The sequence below is a fragment of the Agromyces archimandritae genome (genome assembly GCF_018024495.1).
GTDB lineage: Bacteria > Actinomycetota > Actinomycetes > Actinomycetales > Microbacteriaceae > Agromyces > Agromyces archimandritae.
The window spans coordinates 1,761,190-1,777,253 of sequence record NZ_CP071696.1 but is presented as its reverse complement, the minus strand read 5'-3'; the positions used below and the strand labels follow the sequence as shown (position 1 = coordinate 1,777,253).

General features: G+C 69.1%; 17 protein-coding genes. 10 read left to right on the top strand and 7 right to left on the bottom strand.

The features are described from left to right. Positions 1–15 precede the first annotated feature (15 nt). Complete coding sequence (locus G127AT_RS08060) at positions 16–1,374, top strand: MFS transporter (protein WP_210895820.1); 1,359 nt, start codon at positions 16–18, stop codon at positions 1,372–1,374. Between the two features lie 66 nt (positions 1,375–1,440). Next, entirely contained in the window at positions 1,441–3,129 is a 1,689-nt protein-coding gene (locus G127AT_RS08055) for an FAD-dependent oxidoreductase (protein WP_210895817.1), read from the top strand. 39 nt (positions 3,130–3,168) lie between these two features. Here G127AT_RS08055 and G127AT_RS08050 read toward each other — a convergent pair whose 3' ends face one another. Further along, a complete protein-coding gene (locus tag G127AT_RS08050) occupies positions 3,169–3,414 on the bottom strand; it encodes a hypothetical protein (RefSeq protein ID WP_210895815.1) in 246 nt (81 codons plus the stop codon). Between the two features lie 131 nt (positions 3,415–3,545). Between G127AT_RS08050 and G127AT_RS08045 the strand changes: the two genes are divergently transcribed. Next, a complete protein-coding gene (locus G127AT_RS08045; RefSeq protein ID WP_210895813.1) occupies positions 3,546–4,154 on the top strand; it encodes a response regulator transcription factor in 609 nt (202 codons plus the stop codon). 676 nt (positions 4,155–4,830) lie between these two features. Here the strand turns inward: G127AT_RS08045 and G127AT_RS08040 are convergent. Then, positions 4,831–5,433: a hypothetical protein gene (locus tag G127AT_RS08040; protein ID WP_210895811.1), complete on the bottom strand. Its 603-nt coding sequence runs from the start codon at positions 5,431–5,433 to the stop codon at positions 4,831–4,833. Between the two features lie 130 nt (positions 5,434–5,563). Here G127AT_RS08040 and G127AT_RS08035 point away from each other — a divergent pair, with 130 nt between their 5' ends. The 4 genes from G127AT_RS08035 to G127AT_RS08020 all read left to right on the top strand — a co-directional run bounded on the left by G127AT_RS08035 (position 5,564) and on the right by G127AT_RS08020 (position 9,099). Beyond that, on the top strand, positions 5,564–6,883 hold the full coding sequence (locus G127AT_RS08035) for an ISL3 family transposase (protein WP_425305845.1): 1,320 nt from the start codon (positions 5,564–5,566) through the stop codon (positions 6,881–6,883). Between the two features lie 10 nt (positions 6,884–6,893). After that, positions 6,894–7,565 carry a hypothetical protein gene (locus G127AT_RS08030; RefSeq protein ID WP_210895809.1) on the top strand — a complete coding sequence of 224 codons (672 nt, stop codon included), beginning with the start codon at positions 6,894–6,896 and terminating at the stop codon, positions 7,563–7,565. A gap of 117 nt (positions 7,566–7,682) precedes the next feature. Then, positions 7,683–7,922 carry a helix-turn-helix domain-containing protein gene (locus G127AT_RS08025; protein ID WP_210895807.1) on the top strand — a complete coding sequence of 80 codons (240 nt, stop codon included), beginning with the start codon at positions 7,683–7,685 and terminating at the stop codon, positions 7,920–7,922. Further along, entirely contained in the window at positions 7,906–9,099 is a 1,194-nt protein-coding gene (locus G127AT_RS08020; RefSeq protein WP_210895806.1) for a type II toxin-antitoxin system HipA family toxin, read from the top strand. The genes G127AT_RS08025 and G127AT_RS08020 overlap by 17 nt, the downstream gene beginning before the upstream one ends. On the opposite strand, the gene G127AT_RS08015 is transcribed toward G127AT_RS08020, so the two are convergent. Further along, on the bottom strand, positions 9,007–9,558 hold the full coding sequence (locus G127AT_RS08015; protein WP_210895804.1) for a hypothetical protein: 552 nt from the start codon (positions 9,556–9,558) through the stop codon (positions 9,007–9,009). The two genes, G127AT_RS08020 and G127AT_RS08015, sit on opposite strands and share 93 nt — an antisense overlap. Positions 9,559–9,986: 428 nt before the next feature. On the opposite strand from G127AT_RS08015, the gene G127AT_RS08010 reads away from it, so the two are divergent. Genes G127AT_RS08010 through G127AT_RS08000 form a run of 3 tightly spaced genes read left to right on the top strand, consistent with a single transcriptional unit; the run spans position 9,987 to position 12,936 of the window. After that, positions 9,987–11,072 carry a peptidoglycan-binding domain-containing protein gene (locus tag G127AT_RS08010; protein WP_210895802.1) on the top strand — a complete coding sequence of 362 codons (1,086 nt, stop codon included), beginning with the start codon at positions 9,987–9,989 and terminating at the stop codon, positions 11,070–11,072. Further along, entirely contained in the window at positions 11,069–11,710 is a 642-nt protein-coding gene (locus G127AT_RS08005) for an ABC transporter ATP-binding protein (protein ID WP_210895800.1), read from the top strand. The genes G127AT_RS08010 and G127AT_RS08005 overlap by 4 nt, the downstream gene beginning before the upstream one ends. Continuing rightward, positions 11,707–12,936: an ABC transporter permease gene (locus tag G127AT_RS08000; RefSeq protein WP_244857484.1), complete on the top strand. Its 1,230-nt coding sequence runs from the start codon at positions 11,707–11,709 to the stop codon at positions 12,934–12,936. Before G127AT_RS08005 ends, G127AT_RS08000 begins: the two co-directional genes overlap by 4 nt. A gap of 157 nt (positions 12,937–13,093) precedes the next feature. Here the strand turns inward: G127AT_RS08000 and G127AT_RS07995 are convergent, their stop codons facing one another. Genes G127AT_RS07995 through G127AT_RS07980 form a run of 4 tightly spaced genes read right to left on the bottom strand, consistent with a single transcriptional unit; the run spans position 13,094 to position 16,062 of the window. Beyond that, a complete protein-coding gene (locus G127AT_RS07995) occupies positions 13,094–13,480 on the bottom strand; it encodes a Fur family transcriptional regulator (RefSeq protein ID WP_210895798.1) in 387 nt (128 codons plus the stop codon). After that, entirely contained in the window at positions 13,477–14,325 is an 849-nt protein-coding gene (locus tag G127AT_RS07990; protein WP_210895796.1) for a metal ABC transporter permease, read from the bottom strand. The genes G127AT_RS07995 and G127AT_RS07990 overlap by 4 nt, the downstream gene beginning before the upstream one ends. Next, complete coding sequence (locus tag G127AT_RS07985) at positions 14,325–15,266, bottom strand: metal ABC transporter permease (RefSeq protein ID WP_244857483.1); 942 nt, start codon at positions 15,264–15,266, stop codon at positions 14,325–14,327. Before G127AT_RS07985 ends, G127AT_RS07990 begins: the two co-directional genes overlap by 1 nt. A gap of 22 nt (positions 15,267–15,288) precedes the next feature. Continuing rightward, on the bottom strand, positions 15,289–16,062 hold the full coding sequence (locus tag G127AT_RS07980) for a metal ABC transporter ATP-binding protein (RefSeq protein WP_210895794.1): 774 nt from the start codon (positions 16,060–16,062) through the stop codon (positions 15,289–15,291). Between the last annotated feature and the right edge of the window lie 2 nt (positions 16,063–16,064).

Genomic DNA, 16,064 nt, shown 5'->3' with positions numbered 1-16,064 from the left:
TGAAGAGGCTCAACGATGAGATCCACCCCCGCAGACGCCGGCGCGAGCACGGCAGCCGCCGCAGCCGCCACCCCCGCCGACGCGAGCACCGCCCCGAACGACTCCCTCAACACGCCGCAGATGCGGCGCATCCTGACCTCGAGCTTCCTCGGCAGCGCCATCGAGTTCTACGACTTCATGCTGTACGCCACGGCATCCGCCGTCGTGTTCTCGAAGGTCTTCTTCGCCGACCTCGACCCGGCCATGGCGACCTTCGCCTCCTTCGGCACGCTCGCCGCCGGCTACGTCGCACGCCCCCTCGGCGGCATCGTCTTCGGCCACTTCGGCGACCGCCTCGGCCGCAAGGGTGTGCTGGTGACGACGATGCTCATGATGGGCCTGGCGACCACGGCGATCGGCCTGCTGCCGACCTACGCGCAAGTCGGCGGCATCGCGCCGCTGCTGCTCGTGGTGCTCCGCCTCGTACAGGGCTTCGCGGTCGGCGGCGAGTGGGGCGGCGCGATGCTGATCGCCCTCGAGCACGCACCGGGCGGCAAGCGCGGATTCGCGGCGTCGTTCGCGAACCTGGGCGCCCCGGCGGGGTCGCTGCTGTCGGCATCCATTCTGGCGTTGTTCAGCCTGCTGCCCGACGACGCGTTCTTCTCGTGGGGCTGGCGCGTGCCGTTCCTGCTGTCGATCGTGCTGGTGCTCATCGGCATGTTCGTGCGCCTGAAGGTCGTCGAGAGCCCCCTGTTCCAGAAGTTCAACGCGGAGGCCGAGGATCGCCGCGTCCCCATCGTCGAGGTGTTCACCAAGTCGTGGCGGAACCTCGTGCTCGGCATCATGGTCGCGATGACGCAGCTGACGATCTCGGGCATCGCGAGCGTGTGGGCGGTCAGTTACGCCGTCGCGCAGGGCGCCGACAAGACGGGCGTGCTGAACTCGAAGGCGTTCGCGGCGATCGCCCTGTTCCTCTGCACGATCATCGCCGCACGCCTGTCCGACCGGTTCGGGCGGAAGCCCGTGATCGCGTTCGGCATCATCGCGGCGATCGCGTTCGCGTACCCGCTGCTGCTACTCGTCGAGAGCGGCACGACGGTCGGGTTCACGGTTGCGGTCATGGTGGGGCAGGGCATCCAGGGCATCATCCTGGGGCCGCTGGCGGCGTTCCTGGCCGAGCTGTTCCCGACGTCGGTGCGGTTCACGGGCTCGTCGGTCGCGTTCCAGGGCGCGTCGGCGATCGGGGCGGGCTTCACGCCGATCATCGCCTCGGCGCTCGTCGCCTCGGCCGGCATCGGTCTGCTCGGCGGGGTGTGGATCGGCGTGCTCGTCCTGTGCCTCGTCGCCCTGTTCATCGCCTCCGAGGGCCGCAAGAAGGATCTCGCGAGCATCTGATCGTGTTCCCGAGTGGATGCCGGGCGGCATCCGCTCCCCGACCCCCTGTATGAGAAGAGGAACCCCATGAGCGAGGTTTTCGACGCCGACGTCATCATCATCGGCGGCGGGCCGGTCGGCCTGACGGCGGCGATGGATCTCGACGCCCGCGGCGCGACGAGCATCGTCATCGAGCGCCGTGCGTACCTCGAGGCGCCGAGCGTGAAGTGCAATCACGTGTCGGCGCGTACCATGGAGCGGTTCCGGCAGCTCGGCGTCTCGCAGAAGGTGCGAGCGGCAGGCCTGCCGGCCGATCATCCGCAGGACATCGCGTTCCGCACGACGATGACGGGCGAGGAGCTCGGGCGGATCCCGATCCCGGCCGCGGCCGAGCGCTACACGTCCACGGAGGGGCCCGACACGCGCTGGGCGACCCCGGAGCCGCCGCATCGCATCAACCAGACCTTCCTCGAGCCGATCCTTCAGGAGCATGCGGTGTCGCTGCCGCGGGTCGACGTGCGGTTCGGCTCGGTCGCGACCGATTTCGCGCACGACGCGTCGGGCGTGACGGTGACGTTCGGGCCGGTCGGCGGCGGCGAGCCGGTGCGGGTGCGCGGCCGGTTCATGATCGGTGCCGACGGCAGCAAGTCGGCGGTCCGCAAGCGGATCGGCGCGAAGCTGTCGGGCGACCCGGTGCTGCAGCATGTGCAGTCGACGTGCATCCGTTCGCCGCGGCTCGGCGAGGTGCTCGCGGGCCGCCGTTCGTGGGGCACCTATACGTTCAACCCGCGCCGCAACGGGCATGTCTATGCGATCGACGGCCGCGAGGTGTTCCTGCTGCACAACCACCTGACGGCGGCGGAGTTCGAGGCCGGCAGTGTCGACCGCGATGAGGCGATCCAGGCGATCCTCGGCGTCGACGAGGCGTTCCCGTACGAGATCGTGTCGGAGGAGGACTGGGTGGCCCGCCGCCTCGTCGCCGACCGCTTCCGCGACGGCCGCGTGTTCATCGCGGGCGACGCCTGCCACCTGTGGGTTCCGTATGCCGGGTACGGCATGAACGCGGGGATCGCGGACGTCCTGAATCTGACGTGGATGCTCGGGGCGCACCTGGCGGGGTGGGCGGATGCCGGCATCCTCGACGCGTACGAGGCCGAGCGGCTGCCGATCACCGACCAGGTGTCGCGTTTCGCGATGGGCCACCAGCGCAAGATCGTCGCCGCCGATGTGCCCGCCGAGATCGAGGACGACACTCCGGCCGGTCGTGCCGCCCGCGAACAGCTCGGCCGCGAGGCCTATGAGCTGAACGTGCAGCAGTTCGCCGCCGAGGGCCTGAACTTCGGCTACTCGTACACGGGTTCGCCGATCATCGCCTATGACGGGTCGACGCCCCCGACGTACACGATGGGCTCCTACACCCCGTCGACGGTTCCGGGGTGCCGGGCCCCGCACTTCTGGCTCGACGAGCTCACCTCGGTGTACGACGTGCTGGCCCGCGGCTACACCCTGCTCCGTTTCGGCGATGCCGAGGGCATCGCCCCGCTCGTGACGGCCGCAGTGGATGCCGCGCTCCCCCTCGCCGTGCTGCCTCTGCCCCGTGAGCTCGCCCCCGCGGGGTACGAGCACCGCTACGTCATCGTCCGCGACGACCAGCACATCGTCTGGCGCGGCGACACCGCCCCGGCCGACCCGGCCGCCCTCGTGGCCCTGCTCCGCGGCGCGGCGCCGGCCGCGACCGTCGGCAGCTCGCCGGTAGAGGCCGTCGCCGCGGTCTGATCGGGCGGGGGCCCGCCCCCGCCGTCAGGCGGCGTGAGCCTATGCTGCCCGCCGACGCTTCCTGAGCAGGGCGACGAGCCCCGCGACCCCGAGGGCCACCACAGCCAGAGCGAAAACGGCGAGGCCCCCATAGCTGGCCGCCGCCACCCAGTCGGGGGCCGGAATCGGATCGAGCCGCTGCTCCTCGCGCACCCGGTACTTCACCCCCTCGATGATCGTGAGCACGACCGTCACGAGAAGCCCCACCCCGCCCACGACCGCCAGCGAAACCCAAAGCCGCTTCATCGCTCGACCGTACCGGGCGGCGAGCCGCTGCGGCATGTGCCGTGCGGCAGAGGCGGCCCACCATTCGGGGGGTACCGCGGGAGTGAGTGCACTGCTTGGATGACGGGATCGCCGACCCGAGGGGGATATGCATGTCCGTCACCATCGAACGACCCGACATCCGACCGACTGCCGCGATCGTGTCATCGCGGCCGTTCCTTCGCGAGGCTTTGGCGGTCATCGTGGAACGGTTCGGCGTTACAGCACTGCGGATCGATCGTGGATCGGAGTTGAGCAGGGCCCGCACAGACGGAACCGCGCACATCGTCGTCCTGGATGCTGTTGACGCGCCCGACGACATCCGCATTGAGGACGTGCTGCACGGGGCCGACCCGCTCCCTGTCGTGGCGATCGGGAGCTGGGATCCACACCCCAATATCCAGGGCGGAACCCCATGGGAATGCGCGAACGGCAAACGTGCCTGGCTCGCAGACTGGTCCCACCATCAAGACAAGGTGGTCGCCGTCATCCGTGCTGCTCTCGCGGACGTCGGTGGAGCGACACACGGTCCTACGCCGACACCACGTCAGATCGATGTCCTCCGCCTCCTCGATCGAGGCCTGTCGACCGAAGAAGTCGCGCACGAGTTATTCATCAGCCCCGGCACGGTGAAACGTCACCTCGAAGACGCATACGAGCGCCTCAACGCGACCTCACGGACTGAAGCCCTGCACACGGCCCGCCGCTTCGGGTATCTCTGACGGGCCTCGTAGAGCGGGACGCGCTTCCATTCCCGCCCGCCGGATGTCTTGCATTGGGCACGGCGACAGTGCTCGTGGAAGGCGTTGGCGGCGGGCGGAAGGCGCGGAACGGATCCATCACCGCGACCACCTCGGGCAGTTCTTCGGCGACGGCGGTCTTGAACCGGCCGAAGCCGTCCCGCTCGACGACCTCGTTACAGTCCCGCCGTGGCCGTAAGCGAGCGGCGAGCCAAGAGTGGCGGCCGCGCCTTGGCGACGGCCCCCACGCTCCTGCGCTTTCTTGCGGACGCGCTATGCGGTGCAACCGATCGACGCCCAGTTCCCACCCGGGCCTGCGACGCTCGCGCTTGAAACATGGACGTGGCCAAACGTCCTGGATATGGTGGAGATCGTCCCCCCGTGGTTCGCGACCCAGACGTTCGTCAAGGAAGATCCGAGCTTTTGCTGGGCGTGTGTGATGTTCCCGGTGCCGTTACCGGTGGTAAGCACGTCTTGCGAGCTCTGGTCGGTTCTGTAGCAGCTGTAGTTCTCCCAGTAGCGTTCTACCGCGGCGGAAGCGGAGGGTGCCACTACAACACCGATACCGCCCAGAGCGAGAACCGTAGTTACCAGGAATTACAATCTTGTGGCGCACACTATCTCCTCAATCATTGTTTCTGTTCCTGCAATGGGCATGTCATCCGTAGATTCCCTCCGGTATCTGCGGGCACGCACGCTCGACCTCTATCGCCTGGCTCGGCGGCACTTCCGTCATCGGCTGCCATCCGCCGTTTCGTGGATAGTTTTCGATGAAGCTCTGTAACGAGGGCGGGTCTGAGACGGCGATGTCATAGCTGTGCAGGCAATCTCGGAAGTCGTTCACGAGATAGTCGTACAAGAAGCGGAGTTGCGACTCGTTCAGCTGGTCGTAGTAGACCGCGTCGACCGGATAGCGAGCTTCACAGATGTACTGGACAAGGGCGGCGTTCGAGACACTCTGGTACGAAACACCGCCGCCGTCAGCCTCAGTCGGTATCCCTTCCTCGGTCATGCATGCGGCGATGGTGCTCGACCACTCGTGAAGCGCAATCGTGCGCTCTTCCGTGACGTCGGGCCTCTGCGCATCCGGAAGCCCAGTGGATGCCCATACCTCATCCAGGTGCTCCTGCTGCAAGGCGTCCGACCGGGCCGGCGAAAGCTGGTTGGGTGTCGGCCGAGGAACGGGCTCAGGTGTTGCGGAGCAACCCGTAAGGCCAGCCGCAAGAGTCACGGCGATAGCCCAGAATGCAGGATTCCTCATAGGTTCAGTCCTTTACTGGCTCTTCGGACATCTGTGGGGTGAGGGTCGCCGGGTGATGGTTGGCGGGTAGGGGTCGAGGTCCCCGAGGATCAGAAGCGCTAACTCTCCGATCGATCACGAGGACCTCGACGTGCTTCACCCTACTTCGGCGCGCTCTGCCGTGCTCCCTGCCGCCTGTCCGTGCCCGCGCTGCGACCTGCTGGTCGGTCTCAATGGCGTGCATGTCGAGCACGTCGATCGCTGCGACGGGCTGCTGGTCGTGACGGTCTCGAGCTCGCCGGCACCGACCGGGTGCCCGGGATGCGGGGTCGTCGCCATCGGTCGTGGGCGTCGCCGCCGGGTGCTGCATGACGTGCCCGGCATCACACGGGTTCGGATCGTGTGGCGGCAACGCGTGTTCCGCTGCGGCGATGCCGACTGCGCCAGGAAGACGTTCGTCGAGCAGATTCCGTCGTTGGTCGGCGCCCGCGGGTCGATCACGACCCGCGCCATCGCTTGGGCGATCGGGCAGCTGCGACGCGAGCACGCGACCATCGCCGGGCTCGCCCGTCAGCTCGGGACATCGTGGAAGACGGTGTGGCGGGCCGTCGAACCCGAGCTGATCAAGCTCGCCGAGGACGAGTCCCGGTTCGAGGGCGTCACGATCCTCGGTATCGATGAGCATGTCTGGCATCACGTCGACCCGCGCAAGCGGGGACCGAAGGAGCTGACCGGGATGGTCGACCTCACCCGCGACAGCAGCGGGAAGACACGGGCGAGGCTGCTGGATCTGGTGCCCGGCCGGTCCGGGAAGGCGTACGCGGGCTGGCTCGGTGAACGCGGCGACGCATTCCGGAAGCAGGTGAAGATCGCCGCGCTGGATCCGTTCGCCGGATACAAGACCGCGATCGAGGACACGCTCGACGACGCCGTCGCGGTGCTGGACGCGTTCCATGTTGTCAAGCTCGGCACCGCCGCCGTCGACGAGGTCCGCCGACGCGTCCAACAGGACACCCTCGGGCATCGGGGCCGCAAGGGCGACCCGCTCTACGGAGTGCAGACCATCCTCCGCGCCGGAGCCGAGAACCTCACCGACAAGCAGCGCTCCCGCCTCGCGAAAGCGATCGAAGCACATCCTGCGCACGAGGAGGTGTTCGTCGCCTGGCAGTGCGCGCAACAGCTGCGCTCTGCGTACCACCAGAAGGATCTCGCAGAGGGACGACGGATCGCCGAGCAGGTCCTCGAGTCGTTCCACACCTGCCCGATCCCCGAGATCGCCCGCCTGGGCCGCACCCTCCGCCGGTGGCGCGACGCGTTCCTGGCGTACTTCACCACCGGCCGCTCATCCAACGGCGGCACCGAAGCCGTGAACGGCATCATCGAACTCCACCGCCGCCTGGCCCGCGGCTACCGCAATCGACACAACTACCGGCTCCGCATGCTCCTCGCCGCCAGCGGCCTCACCCCATGACCCCCACCGGATGTCCGAAGAGCCCCTTTACTCCCCTGCTCTCCATGTCATCTCCTGGGTGGCTCTTGTGTTTGCGACGGTACCGCTCGCTTCGCATCGTCACACTGTGCTAGATCGCACATTGTCGGGCCCCTGGCACTTCAGTAAGCTGTTCCTTTCGAAGCATCTGGAGGCCCACTTGAGGACGCACTTCTTCCTGGCCGCAGCAGCCTCCCTCACGCTTCTCCTCAGCGGCTGCGCCCTGTCCGCTCCAGCGATCGTCGAGGCGGCACCGAAAGCGTCCGCGCCGGGCGATCGCCTCAAACCCGACGAGTCCCTCGAAGAGAACACTGCCGCCGAACCGCCTGAGCCGTCCGCGGTCGACCTGGCCTGCAGCTCGCTCGGCGAACCTGTCTCGTTGGCCCACAACGCCTGGCTCAATTTCGAAGACGGTGCTCTCACCGAAAAGCAGCGGAACAGCGATCTCAACCGGGCGTCCGAGCTCTTCCGCGGGGCGGAAGCGAGCGGGACGCCTGCCATCGACGACGCCGTGCTCCAGATTCTCGCGTGCATCGACGAGTCATCCCCTGACGAGACCGGTCGACCCTACGACCCGGGAACCGATGAGTTCTTCCGCCTCAATTCGGCGATCGGAAAGGCATGCGCCGACCTCGGCTCCCACCTCTACATGCAGGGCGGTTAGGCCGTTCGGCCCGTCATCCGCATACGCCGACAGTCGAGTAGTCGGATCCATGCAGTATCGGAATATTCTGATAAACTCGGAGTATCGCGATAACCAGATAATCCTCCGGGGGACACGATGCGAATCGCACGACTGCATGCACCCGCCGATTTCGGGCTCGCCATCCAGCAAGCACGCATCGGACGCGGCCTGACCCAGCAGGAGCTCGCCGACCTGCTCGGCATACCGCAGAGCACGGTCAGTGAAATCGAATCGGGCAAGTCCACCATCTACTTGCGCCGGATCCTCAGCCTGATGCGAGAAACCGGTGTCGAACTCACGGCAACGTGGGAGGACGAACATGCGCCTCGCAGTTGAACTGTACGACACTGTGATCGGCACGCTTGACGGCTCCCCTCGCACGTTCGACTTCACCGCCGCGGAGGCCGGAATCGAACGGTTCGGCATGAACAGCCCGGTGCTTTCGACGACGATCCCCCTCGTCCCCGCGCCACGTCGGGGCCAGGCGACGAGACGTCGAAACTGGTTCGCGGAGTTGCTGCCGGAAGGGGACCAATACGCGTCGATGCTCCGCCAGGGTCAGCTCCGAGACGGAGACGTCCCCGGTTTCCTCGCTCGCTATGGCCGCGATATCGCCGGAGCGGTTCAGCTCTGGGACCTCGATGATCCGACCGAGCCGAAGACCCCGTCCTCTCGACCCGTGACGGCAGAGCAGATCCGCGAAATACTCGAAGACCCCCTGGGTACGCCGCTGGCGAACGCCCCGATCCTCGGAAAGTCTTCCCTCGGTGGAGTCCAGCCGAAGGTCGTTCTGGTGCGCACGGCCGACGGGTGGGCACAAGCACTCGGCGGCTATCCGACGACCCACATCCTGAAACCGCAGCTCTCAGGCGATCTTGCACCTGTGATCTATGACGAAGAGTACGGTTCACGTCTGGCACGCCGACTCGGGCTCATGGACTACCGGACCGAGATCCAGGTATTCGACGGGCTGCCGGCCCTGGTGATCGAACGATACGACAGGCAGGAAGGGCGCCGGTTGCATCAGGAAGACTTCAGCCAGGCACTCGGTGCAAGCGGCAACCAGAAGTACCAGGAACTCGGCGGCATCGTGAGCCTCGAACGGGTAGCCGGCACCCTGCGCAGATATGCACCTGAGGAGGACCTCCGTCACCTCGCGCGCATGGTCATCACAACGGTCGCCATCGGCAATCTCGACCAACACACGAAGAACTTGGGGCTCCTGCACTACGCAGATGGCAGCGTTCGCGTTGCACCGGCATACGACCTCGCACCACAAGCTCAATACGCCAATGACGGGAAACTGGCACTGGCCGTCAATCGCGAGTACCGCCACGCAAGCGCGCGGCTCCGCCGGACGCCGCGCGCCCGGCATCCACTCACGCCTTCGCGCAGGCCTCGCAGAAGAGGTCGACCCCGCTCAATCGCCGCCGAGTGCCCACGAGGGCTGCGGGCAAGCGATGTTGAGTTGCTTCCATTCGTCTTGCGGCATCCTGGCGAGATCGATGCCTGAGTCGTCGTATGCCATCCACGGTGAAGAGAAGTAGCTATCAATGAACTCCTGTTCAGAAGGCGGTGTACTGCTCGCGTAGCCTTGCTTGATGAGGCATTCACGGGTTTCGAGCTCGTGCCGATACACTTCTGCAACCTCGCGCGGCGACATTGCGGCGGTGCGATCGTCGAGACGTTTCATGCACGCACTTCTGTCGGCGTCGAAATGCTCATACTGAGCATCCGGGATCGTCTCGCTGCTTGCTTCGACGCCATCCCATTCCAGCTTGACGGCATCGCCCCATCCGAATTCCGCAAGGCACTCGTAGAGGAATTCCGCCCCGGCGGAAAGGCTGGTCGGCTCAAGGTCGCGTGTTTTGGGAACGGCCCCGGGGCTCTCCGCGCATCCGCTCAGAACGAGGATGCCGACAACACCTGCCACGAGGGCGAACCGTGGGGCATTCCTGTGTTTCAAGACCATTCGCATCCGGTTCCGTAGCCGGTCAGGCTGCCGGGAGTGGTCATCGTCAGATAGACCGGCCCCGGCTTCCACCATCCCGTGTACTTGCTATAGCCCTTCTCATACGTCCTCTCCCGCCATCGGCCGCCACTTTCGTGACGGTGGGTAAGAGAGCCACTCCCAGTCCCGAACGTCAACGACCAGCTGTTGTTGCAGGTAGCGGTACGGCTGTAGTCGGCGGCGTTCGCTGCGCCCCCTGTGAAGCTGAGTGCGAGCGCAACTGCACTGGTGGCCGTGATCATTGCCGGGATCCGTCTCATTGATCCTCCTTGATTCTTGTTGGTCAGCAAAACGGTATTCCTGCCCGGTGATCCTCGACAATGTGTAATCTTGCACAATTCGGGCTCGGAGGGTGGCCGGCGGAGTGCGCCGGTCGCTATGCTCGCCGCATGTCTGAGGGTGGAGCGGGCCGGCGCCGGCCGGTGTGGGCGCTCGGCGCCGTGCTCGTGCTGGCCGCGGGTGCGGGCGTCGGCTGGGCCGGCGCTCAGGTGTTCGCGCCGCGCGCCGATGTGCCCGCCGAGGCGGCGTTCACCTTCGTGGAGCTCGCCGAGGGCGAGGTCGGCTCGTCCATCACGCTGAACACCGTCGCCGAATGGGCGCAGACTCCCGTCGGCACGAATCAGGCCACCGGCACCGTCACCGCGGTACATGCCGAGGCTGGCGCCGCGATGGATGCCGGGGCCGTGCTCTACGACGTCGAGTTGCGGCCCGTGGTCATCGCCGCCGGTGCGGTGCCCGCGTTCCGCGCCCTCTCGCAAGGCGTCGAAGGCGCCGACGTCGCCCAACTGCAGTCCATGCTCGCGACGCTCGGGCTCTACGAAGGGGAAGCCGACGGCGTCTTCGCCTGGGAGACACGCGCCGCCGTCGAAGCATGGCAGGATCAGCTCGGCCTCGCAGCTGACGGCGTCGTGCAGGCCGGCGACCTCATCTTCGTACCGGAACTGCCCGGGCGATTCACCCTCGACCATGAGCTCGTCTCCCGCGGCACGGTGCTCGCCGGCGGCGAGGCGGTCCTCGCCGGGCTCTCGCCCGAACCCGTCTTCACCGTGCCGGCGACGACCGCGCAAGGGGCGTCGATGCCCGTCGGCACCCGCGTCGAGATCGCCGCGGACGGCGCCGACTGGGTCGCCGAGGTCGCCGGGCAACGCCCCGCCGAAGACGGCGGCGACCAGGTCGTCGTCATCCTGAACGGGGTCGAGGGAGCATCCGTCTGCGCGCAGGAGTGCGAACTCGTGCCCGTCGAGGGGCAGAGCCTGCTGCGCTCACGCATCGTCACCCAGGCATCCGTCACCGGCATCGTTACCCCATCGGCCGCGCTGCGATCGGACGCCGGGGGCGCCGTGAGCGTCATCGACGCCGAAGGGCGCGAACACGCCGTCGAGGTCGTCGCATCCGCCCGCGGCATGTCGGTGATCACGGGCGCGGATGCCGGGCTGCGGGTGCGTGTGCCTGCCGACGCAGAGGCCGCCGGGTGACCGCCCGGCTGGCCGCAAGCGGTCTCGGCTTCCGCTACGAGGCAGGCACGCCGCTGCTCGAGGAGTGGACGGCCGGCTTCTCATCCGGCGAAGTCGTCGCCGTCACCGGCCCGTCGGGGCGCGGCAAATCGACCCTGCTATACCTGCTCGGCCTCATGCTTGCGCCCGCCAGCGGCGAAGTGTTACTCGACGGCCGGCCCATACACAGCCTCGGGGATGCGGCGTGCGCCCGGCTGCGCGCCGAACGCTACGGCTTCGTGTTCCAGGATGCGGCCCTCGACCAATCGCGCACGGTGCTCGACAACATCCTCGAGACCACCCTCTACCGACGCGGCGACCGCCGGCGGGATGCGCGCCTCGCCCGAGAGCTCATGGAACGCTTCGGCGTCGCCCTGCGTGCCGACGCGAAACCCGGCCAGGTATCCGGCGGGCAGGCGCAACGCATCGCCCTCTGCCGCGCCCTGCTCGGCGACCCTGACGTGATCCTCGCCGACGAGCCCACCGGAAACCTCGACCCCGGCTCCTCCGACGTCGTCGTCGACGCCTTCCGGGAGCGTGCAGTCAGCGGCGCCGCCGTCGTCATCGTCACCCACGACCCCGCGCTCGTGGCCCGCTGCGACCGGGAGATCCCGCTGTGACCACCGCGCTCGAACGTGGGGAGCCGGCCGGGCGAGGGGGCGCGGATCCCGAGGCGCCGCATCCCGAGGCGCCGCCGCGGTCCGCGTCCGGAGCGCCCGCCGCCCGCGGGGCGCTCAGCCACGCCGTCGCCGTTGTGCGCGAAGCCGTCGCCGCCGCACGCGCCGCGCCTGTCGCATCCATCATCACGATCGTCATGCTCGCCAGCATGTGCGCCGCCGTGCTGCTGACGAGCGGCCGCACTGTCGGCGCCCAGGAGGCGGTGCTCGGCTCCATCGACTCCGCCGGAACCCGCTCGATCGTGGTGCGCGCCGAGCCCGCAGCCGGCCTCGACACGGGCGTGCTCGACCGCATCGCCCACCTCGACGGTGTCGAATGGGCCGGCGCGTTCGGTGCGGCGCAAGACGTACAGAACACCGCCTTCGGCGACGGCCTCCGGGTGCCGCTGCGCCTCGCCTACGGGGATGCGGTGGGTATCGACCCGGCGGATGCGATGGCCGGCGCCGGCGAGACCGCCTACGCATCCGACGCCGCCCTCGCCCGGCTCGGCATGAGCGAGGCCGTCGGCGGCATCGCCACCGGCACCGGCACCGGTACCGGCACCGGCACCGGATACACGGTGGCCGCCCGCATCGACGTGCCCGACGCCCTCCGCTTCCTCGAACCCGTGCTGCTCGCCCCGCAACCCGCCGACGCCGACGCGCCTATCGCGATCCTCGTCGTCACCGCCGAACGCCCCGACCTCGTCGCGGCCGTCGCCGACGCCGTCACGAGCGTGCTCGCCGCCGACGACCCCACCCGCGTCGCCGTGCAGACGAGCGAACAGCTCGCGATTCTCCGCAGCCTCATCGACGGCCAGCTCGGGCTCTTCGGCCGCGGGCTCACCCTCGGGATCCTGGCGCTCACCGGCCTGCTCACGACCGCGATCCTCTACGGCCTCATCATGATGCGCCGCAAAGACTTCGGCCGGCGCCGGGCGCTCGGCGCCAGCCAGCGTCTCATCATTGGGATGCTGCTCACCCAGACGGCCCTGCTCGCAACACTCGGTGCTACGTTCGGCACCGCGGTCGCGCTCGGCGTGCTCGCGGCCAGCGGCGACCCGCTGCCCGGGCCGGCCTACTCGGCGGCCGTCGCCGTGCTCGCCGTAGCCGTCGCCGTCGTCGCCGCGCTCGTACCGGCTCTCGCCGCCTCCCGCCGCCAGCCCATCACCGAACTCCGCGTCCCCTGAGCGCGCAGCGCCCGCTCACTCCGGCTCCGGCGCGGCCTGACCCAGCAGGAGCTCGCCCGGAGCACGCCGCAACCCTGCATTTCCGTCCACTCACGGCACGGCGCTTCCCAGCCCCCAGTGCGCGGCTCCGCCGGGCGCCCGCGCGCCCGGCATCCGCTCACGCCTTCGCGCAGGCCTCGCAGAGGCCGAAGACGTCGACGACGTGGGCGGCTTCGGTGAAGCCGTGCTCGGCGGCGATGCGCTGGGCCCAGGATTCGACCTCGTCGGCGGCGATCTCGACGGTCAGGCCGCAGTTGCGGCAGATGAGGTGGTGGTGGTGGCCGGTGGTCGAGCAGGCACGGTAGATGGCCTCGCCCTCGGGCGACTGCAGCGAGTCGGCCTCGCCGGTCGAGGCGAGGTCGCCGAGGGCGCGGTAGACGGTGGCGAGCCCGATGGACGACCCGGAGCGGTGCAGGTCGGAGTGCAGCGCCTGCGCGCTGATGAATCCCTCGGTGCGGTCGAGCGCCTCGCGCACCGCTTCGCGTTGCCAGGTGTTGCGTTTCATGCCGTACGTGCGTCCTCTCCGACGGGGGTTCCGACCGGGGCGGCCCTTCGCATCCACGGTAGCCCGCGCAGCTTGGATGCGATGAGCGCGAGCACGAAGCAGGCTGCCGCGGTGATCGCGATGGCCGGGCCTGCGGCGATGCCGAGGGCTCGGGATGCCGTGACGCCGATGACCCCGCTGGCGGCGCCGACCAGGGGGGCGAGCACGGCGACCCCCGCGAACGAGCGGGCGAGCAGGCGTGCGGCCGCGGCGGGGGCTGCGAGCAGTGCGATCGCGAGGATCGCGCCGACCGCCGGCAGCGAACTCACCACCGAGGCGGCGATGAGTGCCAGCACGAGCAGTTCGAGGGGCCGCTCCCGGTAGCCGGCAGCACGGAACCCCGCCGGATCGAACGTCGAGAACGCGAGCTCCTTGCCGAACAGGGCGAACACCGCGAGGGCGACGACGAGCACGCATGCCGCGAAGAGGATATCCCCCTCCGAGACCGTGAGGATCGAGCCGACGAGGAACGACTCGGCGCGCACCGGGATGCCCGGGATCGCCGCCTGCAGCAGCACCCCGAGCGCGAACCCGGCCGTCAGCACGATGCCCGCGGCCACCTGCGCGCCCTGCCGGCGGATGCGAGAGATGCCGACCATCGCGGCGACGATGAGCACCGCGGCGACCGCGGCCCCGAGCGGCACCGCGATACCGAGCGCGGCCGCGGCGACCGCCCCGGGGAAGGTCGCATGCGTGAGCGCCTGCGCGAAGAAGGTGCGCTTCCGCAGCACGACGAGGGTGCCGACGAGCCCGGCCGCGGCGCCGATGACGACGGCGGCGAGCAGTGCGCGATCGAGGTAACCCATCAGCCGTGCCTCCTCGCCGGCGCGCCTGCGGGGCCGAGGTCGCCGCGGATGCGGGCGGATGCGGCATCCACTCCCCCACCCCGCGCCCCGCGTCGCACGGCCCGCACGATCTCGGTGATCGCGAGCACCAGCAGGTAGCCGGCGACGAACACGGCGACGACCGTGGCGCCGGCAGGCAGGTCGAGGCCGGCGCCGACGCTCACCGCGAAGTTCGCCGCGAGCCCGAGCCACGACGCGAGCAGCGCGAACACGGCGGCGACGGGGAACAGGGCGAACAGGCCGACGCCCGTGAGGCGCGCCACCGCCCCCGGCACGATCAGCAGCGCGAGCACGAGCAGCGACCCGATGGTGCTCGCGCCGGCGACGACGACGAGGGCGACGGCGACGTTCAGCACCAGGTCGACGGTGAGGCTCGGGATGCCCGAGGCGCGGCTTCCGGCCGGGTCGAACGCCCGGAACAGCTGCTGCTTGAGCGTCGCCGCGACCGCGACGAGCGCGAGCGCCGCGACCACGAGGAGCGGCGGGATCTGCCCCGCCGGAATCGTCAGCACCCGCCCGAACAGCAACGACTCGAGCTCACCCGCATAGTCGGTGCCGAGCGAGACGACGATGACGCCGACGCTGAACGTCGCCGTCAGCACGATCGCGATCGCCGAATCGCTGCCGATCCCGGCGCGTGCGAGCCAGGTCAGCACGACCGCGGCGACGAGCGCGGCGACCGCAGCCCCCGGCAGCAGCCCGCCGGCCCCGCCGAACGCGAACCCGATCGCGAGCCCCGGGAACACCGCATGCGTCAGCCCGTCGCTGATGAACTCGAGCCCCCGCAGATTCACCAGCACCCCCACGACGCCGGCCACGAGCGACAGGGCGAGCATCACGAGCAGCGCCCGCCCCATGAACGGCAGGGCGAACGCGGCGAAGAGGGCGTCGAGGGGGCTCACGCGGCGCCTGCTCGGGATGCCGTCATGCGCCGTCCCCGTGGTGATCGGGCACGACGAGGGTGTGCTCGTCGATCTCGACGTTGACGTCGCCGAAGCAGGCCTGCACGTTCTCCAGGGTGAGCACGGATGCGACGGGGCCGGCAGCGAGCTGGCGGCCGTTCAGCAGCACCACCGTGTCGCACACCTCGCGGGCGAGTTCGAGGTCGTGGGTGGAGACGATCACGGCGACACCGCGCTGCTTCAGGGCCCGCAGCGCCGACATGAGCGCGTCGCGGTTCGGCTGGTCGAGCCCGTTGAAGGGTTCGTCGAGCAGCAGCACGCGGGGCTGGCCCGCGAGGGCGCGTGCGAGCAGCCCGCGCTGCCGCTGCCCGCCCGAGAGCTCGCCGAAGCGGGTCTTCGCCCGGTCGGCGAGGCCGACGGTCTCCAGCGCATCCGCGACCGCCCGGCGATCCGCCCGGCCCGGCCACCGCAGCCACCCGAGACGGCGGTAGCGCCCCTGCATGACGACCTGCGCGAGAGTGATCGGGAACTCCGGATCGAAGTCCGCCGACTGCGGCAGATACCCGATCATGCCGCTCGCGGCATGCATCCGGCCGCCGCCGAAGTCGACCGTGCCCGCCGTCAGCGGCACGAGCCCCAGCAGCCCCTGCAGCAACGTCGATTTGCCGGCGCCGTTCGGCCCGATGAGGGCGACGGCCTCACCGGCGTGCACCTCGAGGTCGAGCCCATGCACTCCCCCGCCGCCGGGGTGGGTGAATGCGGCATCCACGAGCCCCAGCACGACCCCCTCGCCCATGG

Excerpts from the sequence above, each read along its gene's own strand:
- G127AT_RS07995 (WP_210895798.1), bottom strand. The coding sequence starts at position 13,480 with ATGAAACGCAACACCTGGCAACGCGAAGCGGTGCGCGAGGCGCTCGAC.
- G127AT_RS08055 (WP_210895817.1), top strand. The coding sequence starts at position 1,441 with ATGAGCGAGGTTTTCGACGCCGACGTCATCATCATCGGCGGCGGGCCG.
- G127AT_RS08030 (WP_210895809.1), top strand. The coding sequence starts at position 6,894 with ATGTCCGAAGAGCCCCTTTACTCCCCTGCTCTCCATGTCATCTCCTGG.
- G127AT_RS07990 (WP_210895796.1), bottom strand. The coding sequence starts at position 14,325 with ATGGGTTACCTCGATCGCGCACTGCTCGCCGCCGTCGTCATCGGCGCC.
- G127AT_RS08040 (WP_210895811.1), bottom strand. The coding sequence starts at position 5,433 with ATGAGGAATCCTGCATTCTGGGCTATCGCCGTGACTCTTGCGGCTGGC.
- G127AT_RS08025 (WP_210895807.1), top strand. The coding sequence starts at position 7,683 with ATGCGAATCGCACGACTGCATGCACCCGCCGATTTCGGGCTCGCCATC.
- G127AT_RS08050 (WP_210895815.1), bottom strand. The coding sequence starts at position 3,414 with ATGAAGCGGCTTTGGGTTTCGCTGGCGGTCGTGGGCGGGGTGGGGCTT.
- G127AT_RS08020 (WP_210895806.1), top strand. The coding sequence starts at position 7,906 with ATGCGCCTCGCAGTTGAACTGTACGACACTGTGATCGGCACGCTTGAC.
- G127AT_RS08015 (WP_210895804.1), bottom strand. The coding sequence starts at position 9,558 with ATGGTCTTGAAACACAGGAATGCCCCACGGTTCGCCCTCGTGGCAGGT.
- G127AT_RS08045 (WP_210895813.1), top strand. The coding sequence starts at position 3,546 with ATGTCCGTCACCATCGAACGACCCGACATCCGACCGACTGCCGCGATC.
- G127AT_RS07980 (WP_210895794.1), bottom strand. The coding sequence starts at position 16,062 with ATGGGCGAGGGGGTCGTGCTGGGGCTCGTGGATGCCGCATTCACCCAC.
- G127AT_RS08010 (WP_210895802.1), top strand. The coding sequence starts at position 9,987 with ATGTCTGAGGGTGGAGCGGGCCGGCGCCGGCCGGTGTGGGCGCTCGGC.
- G127AT_RS08060 (WP_210895820.1), top strand. The coding sequence starts at position 16 with ATGAGATCCACCCCCGCAGACGCCGGCGCGAGCACGGCAGCCGCCGCA.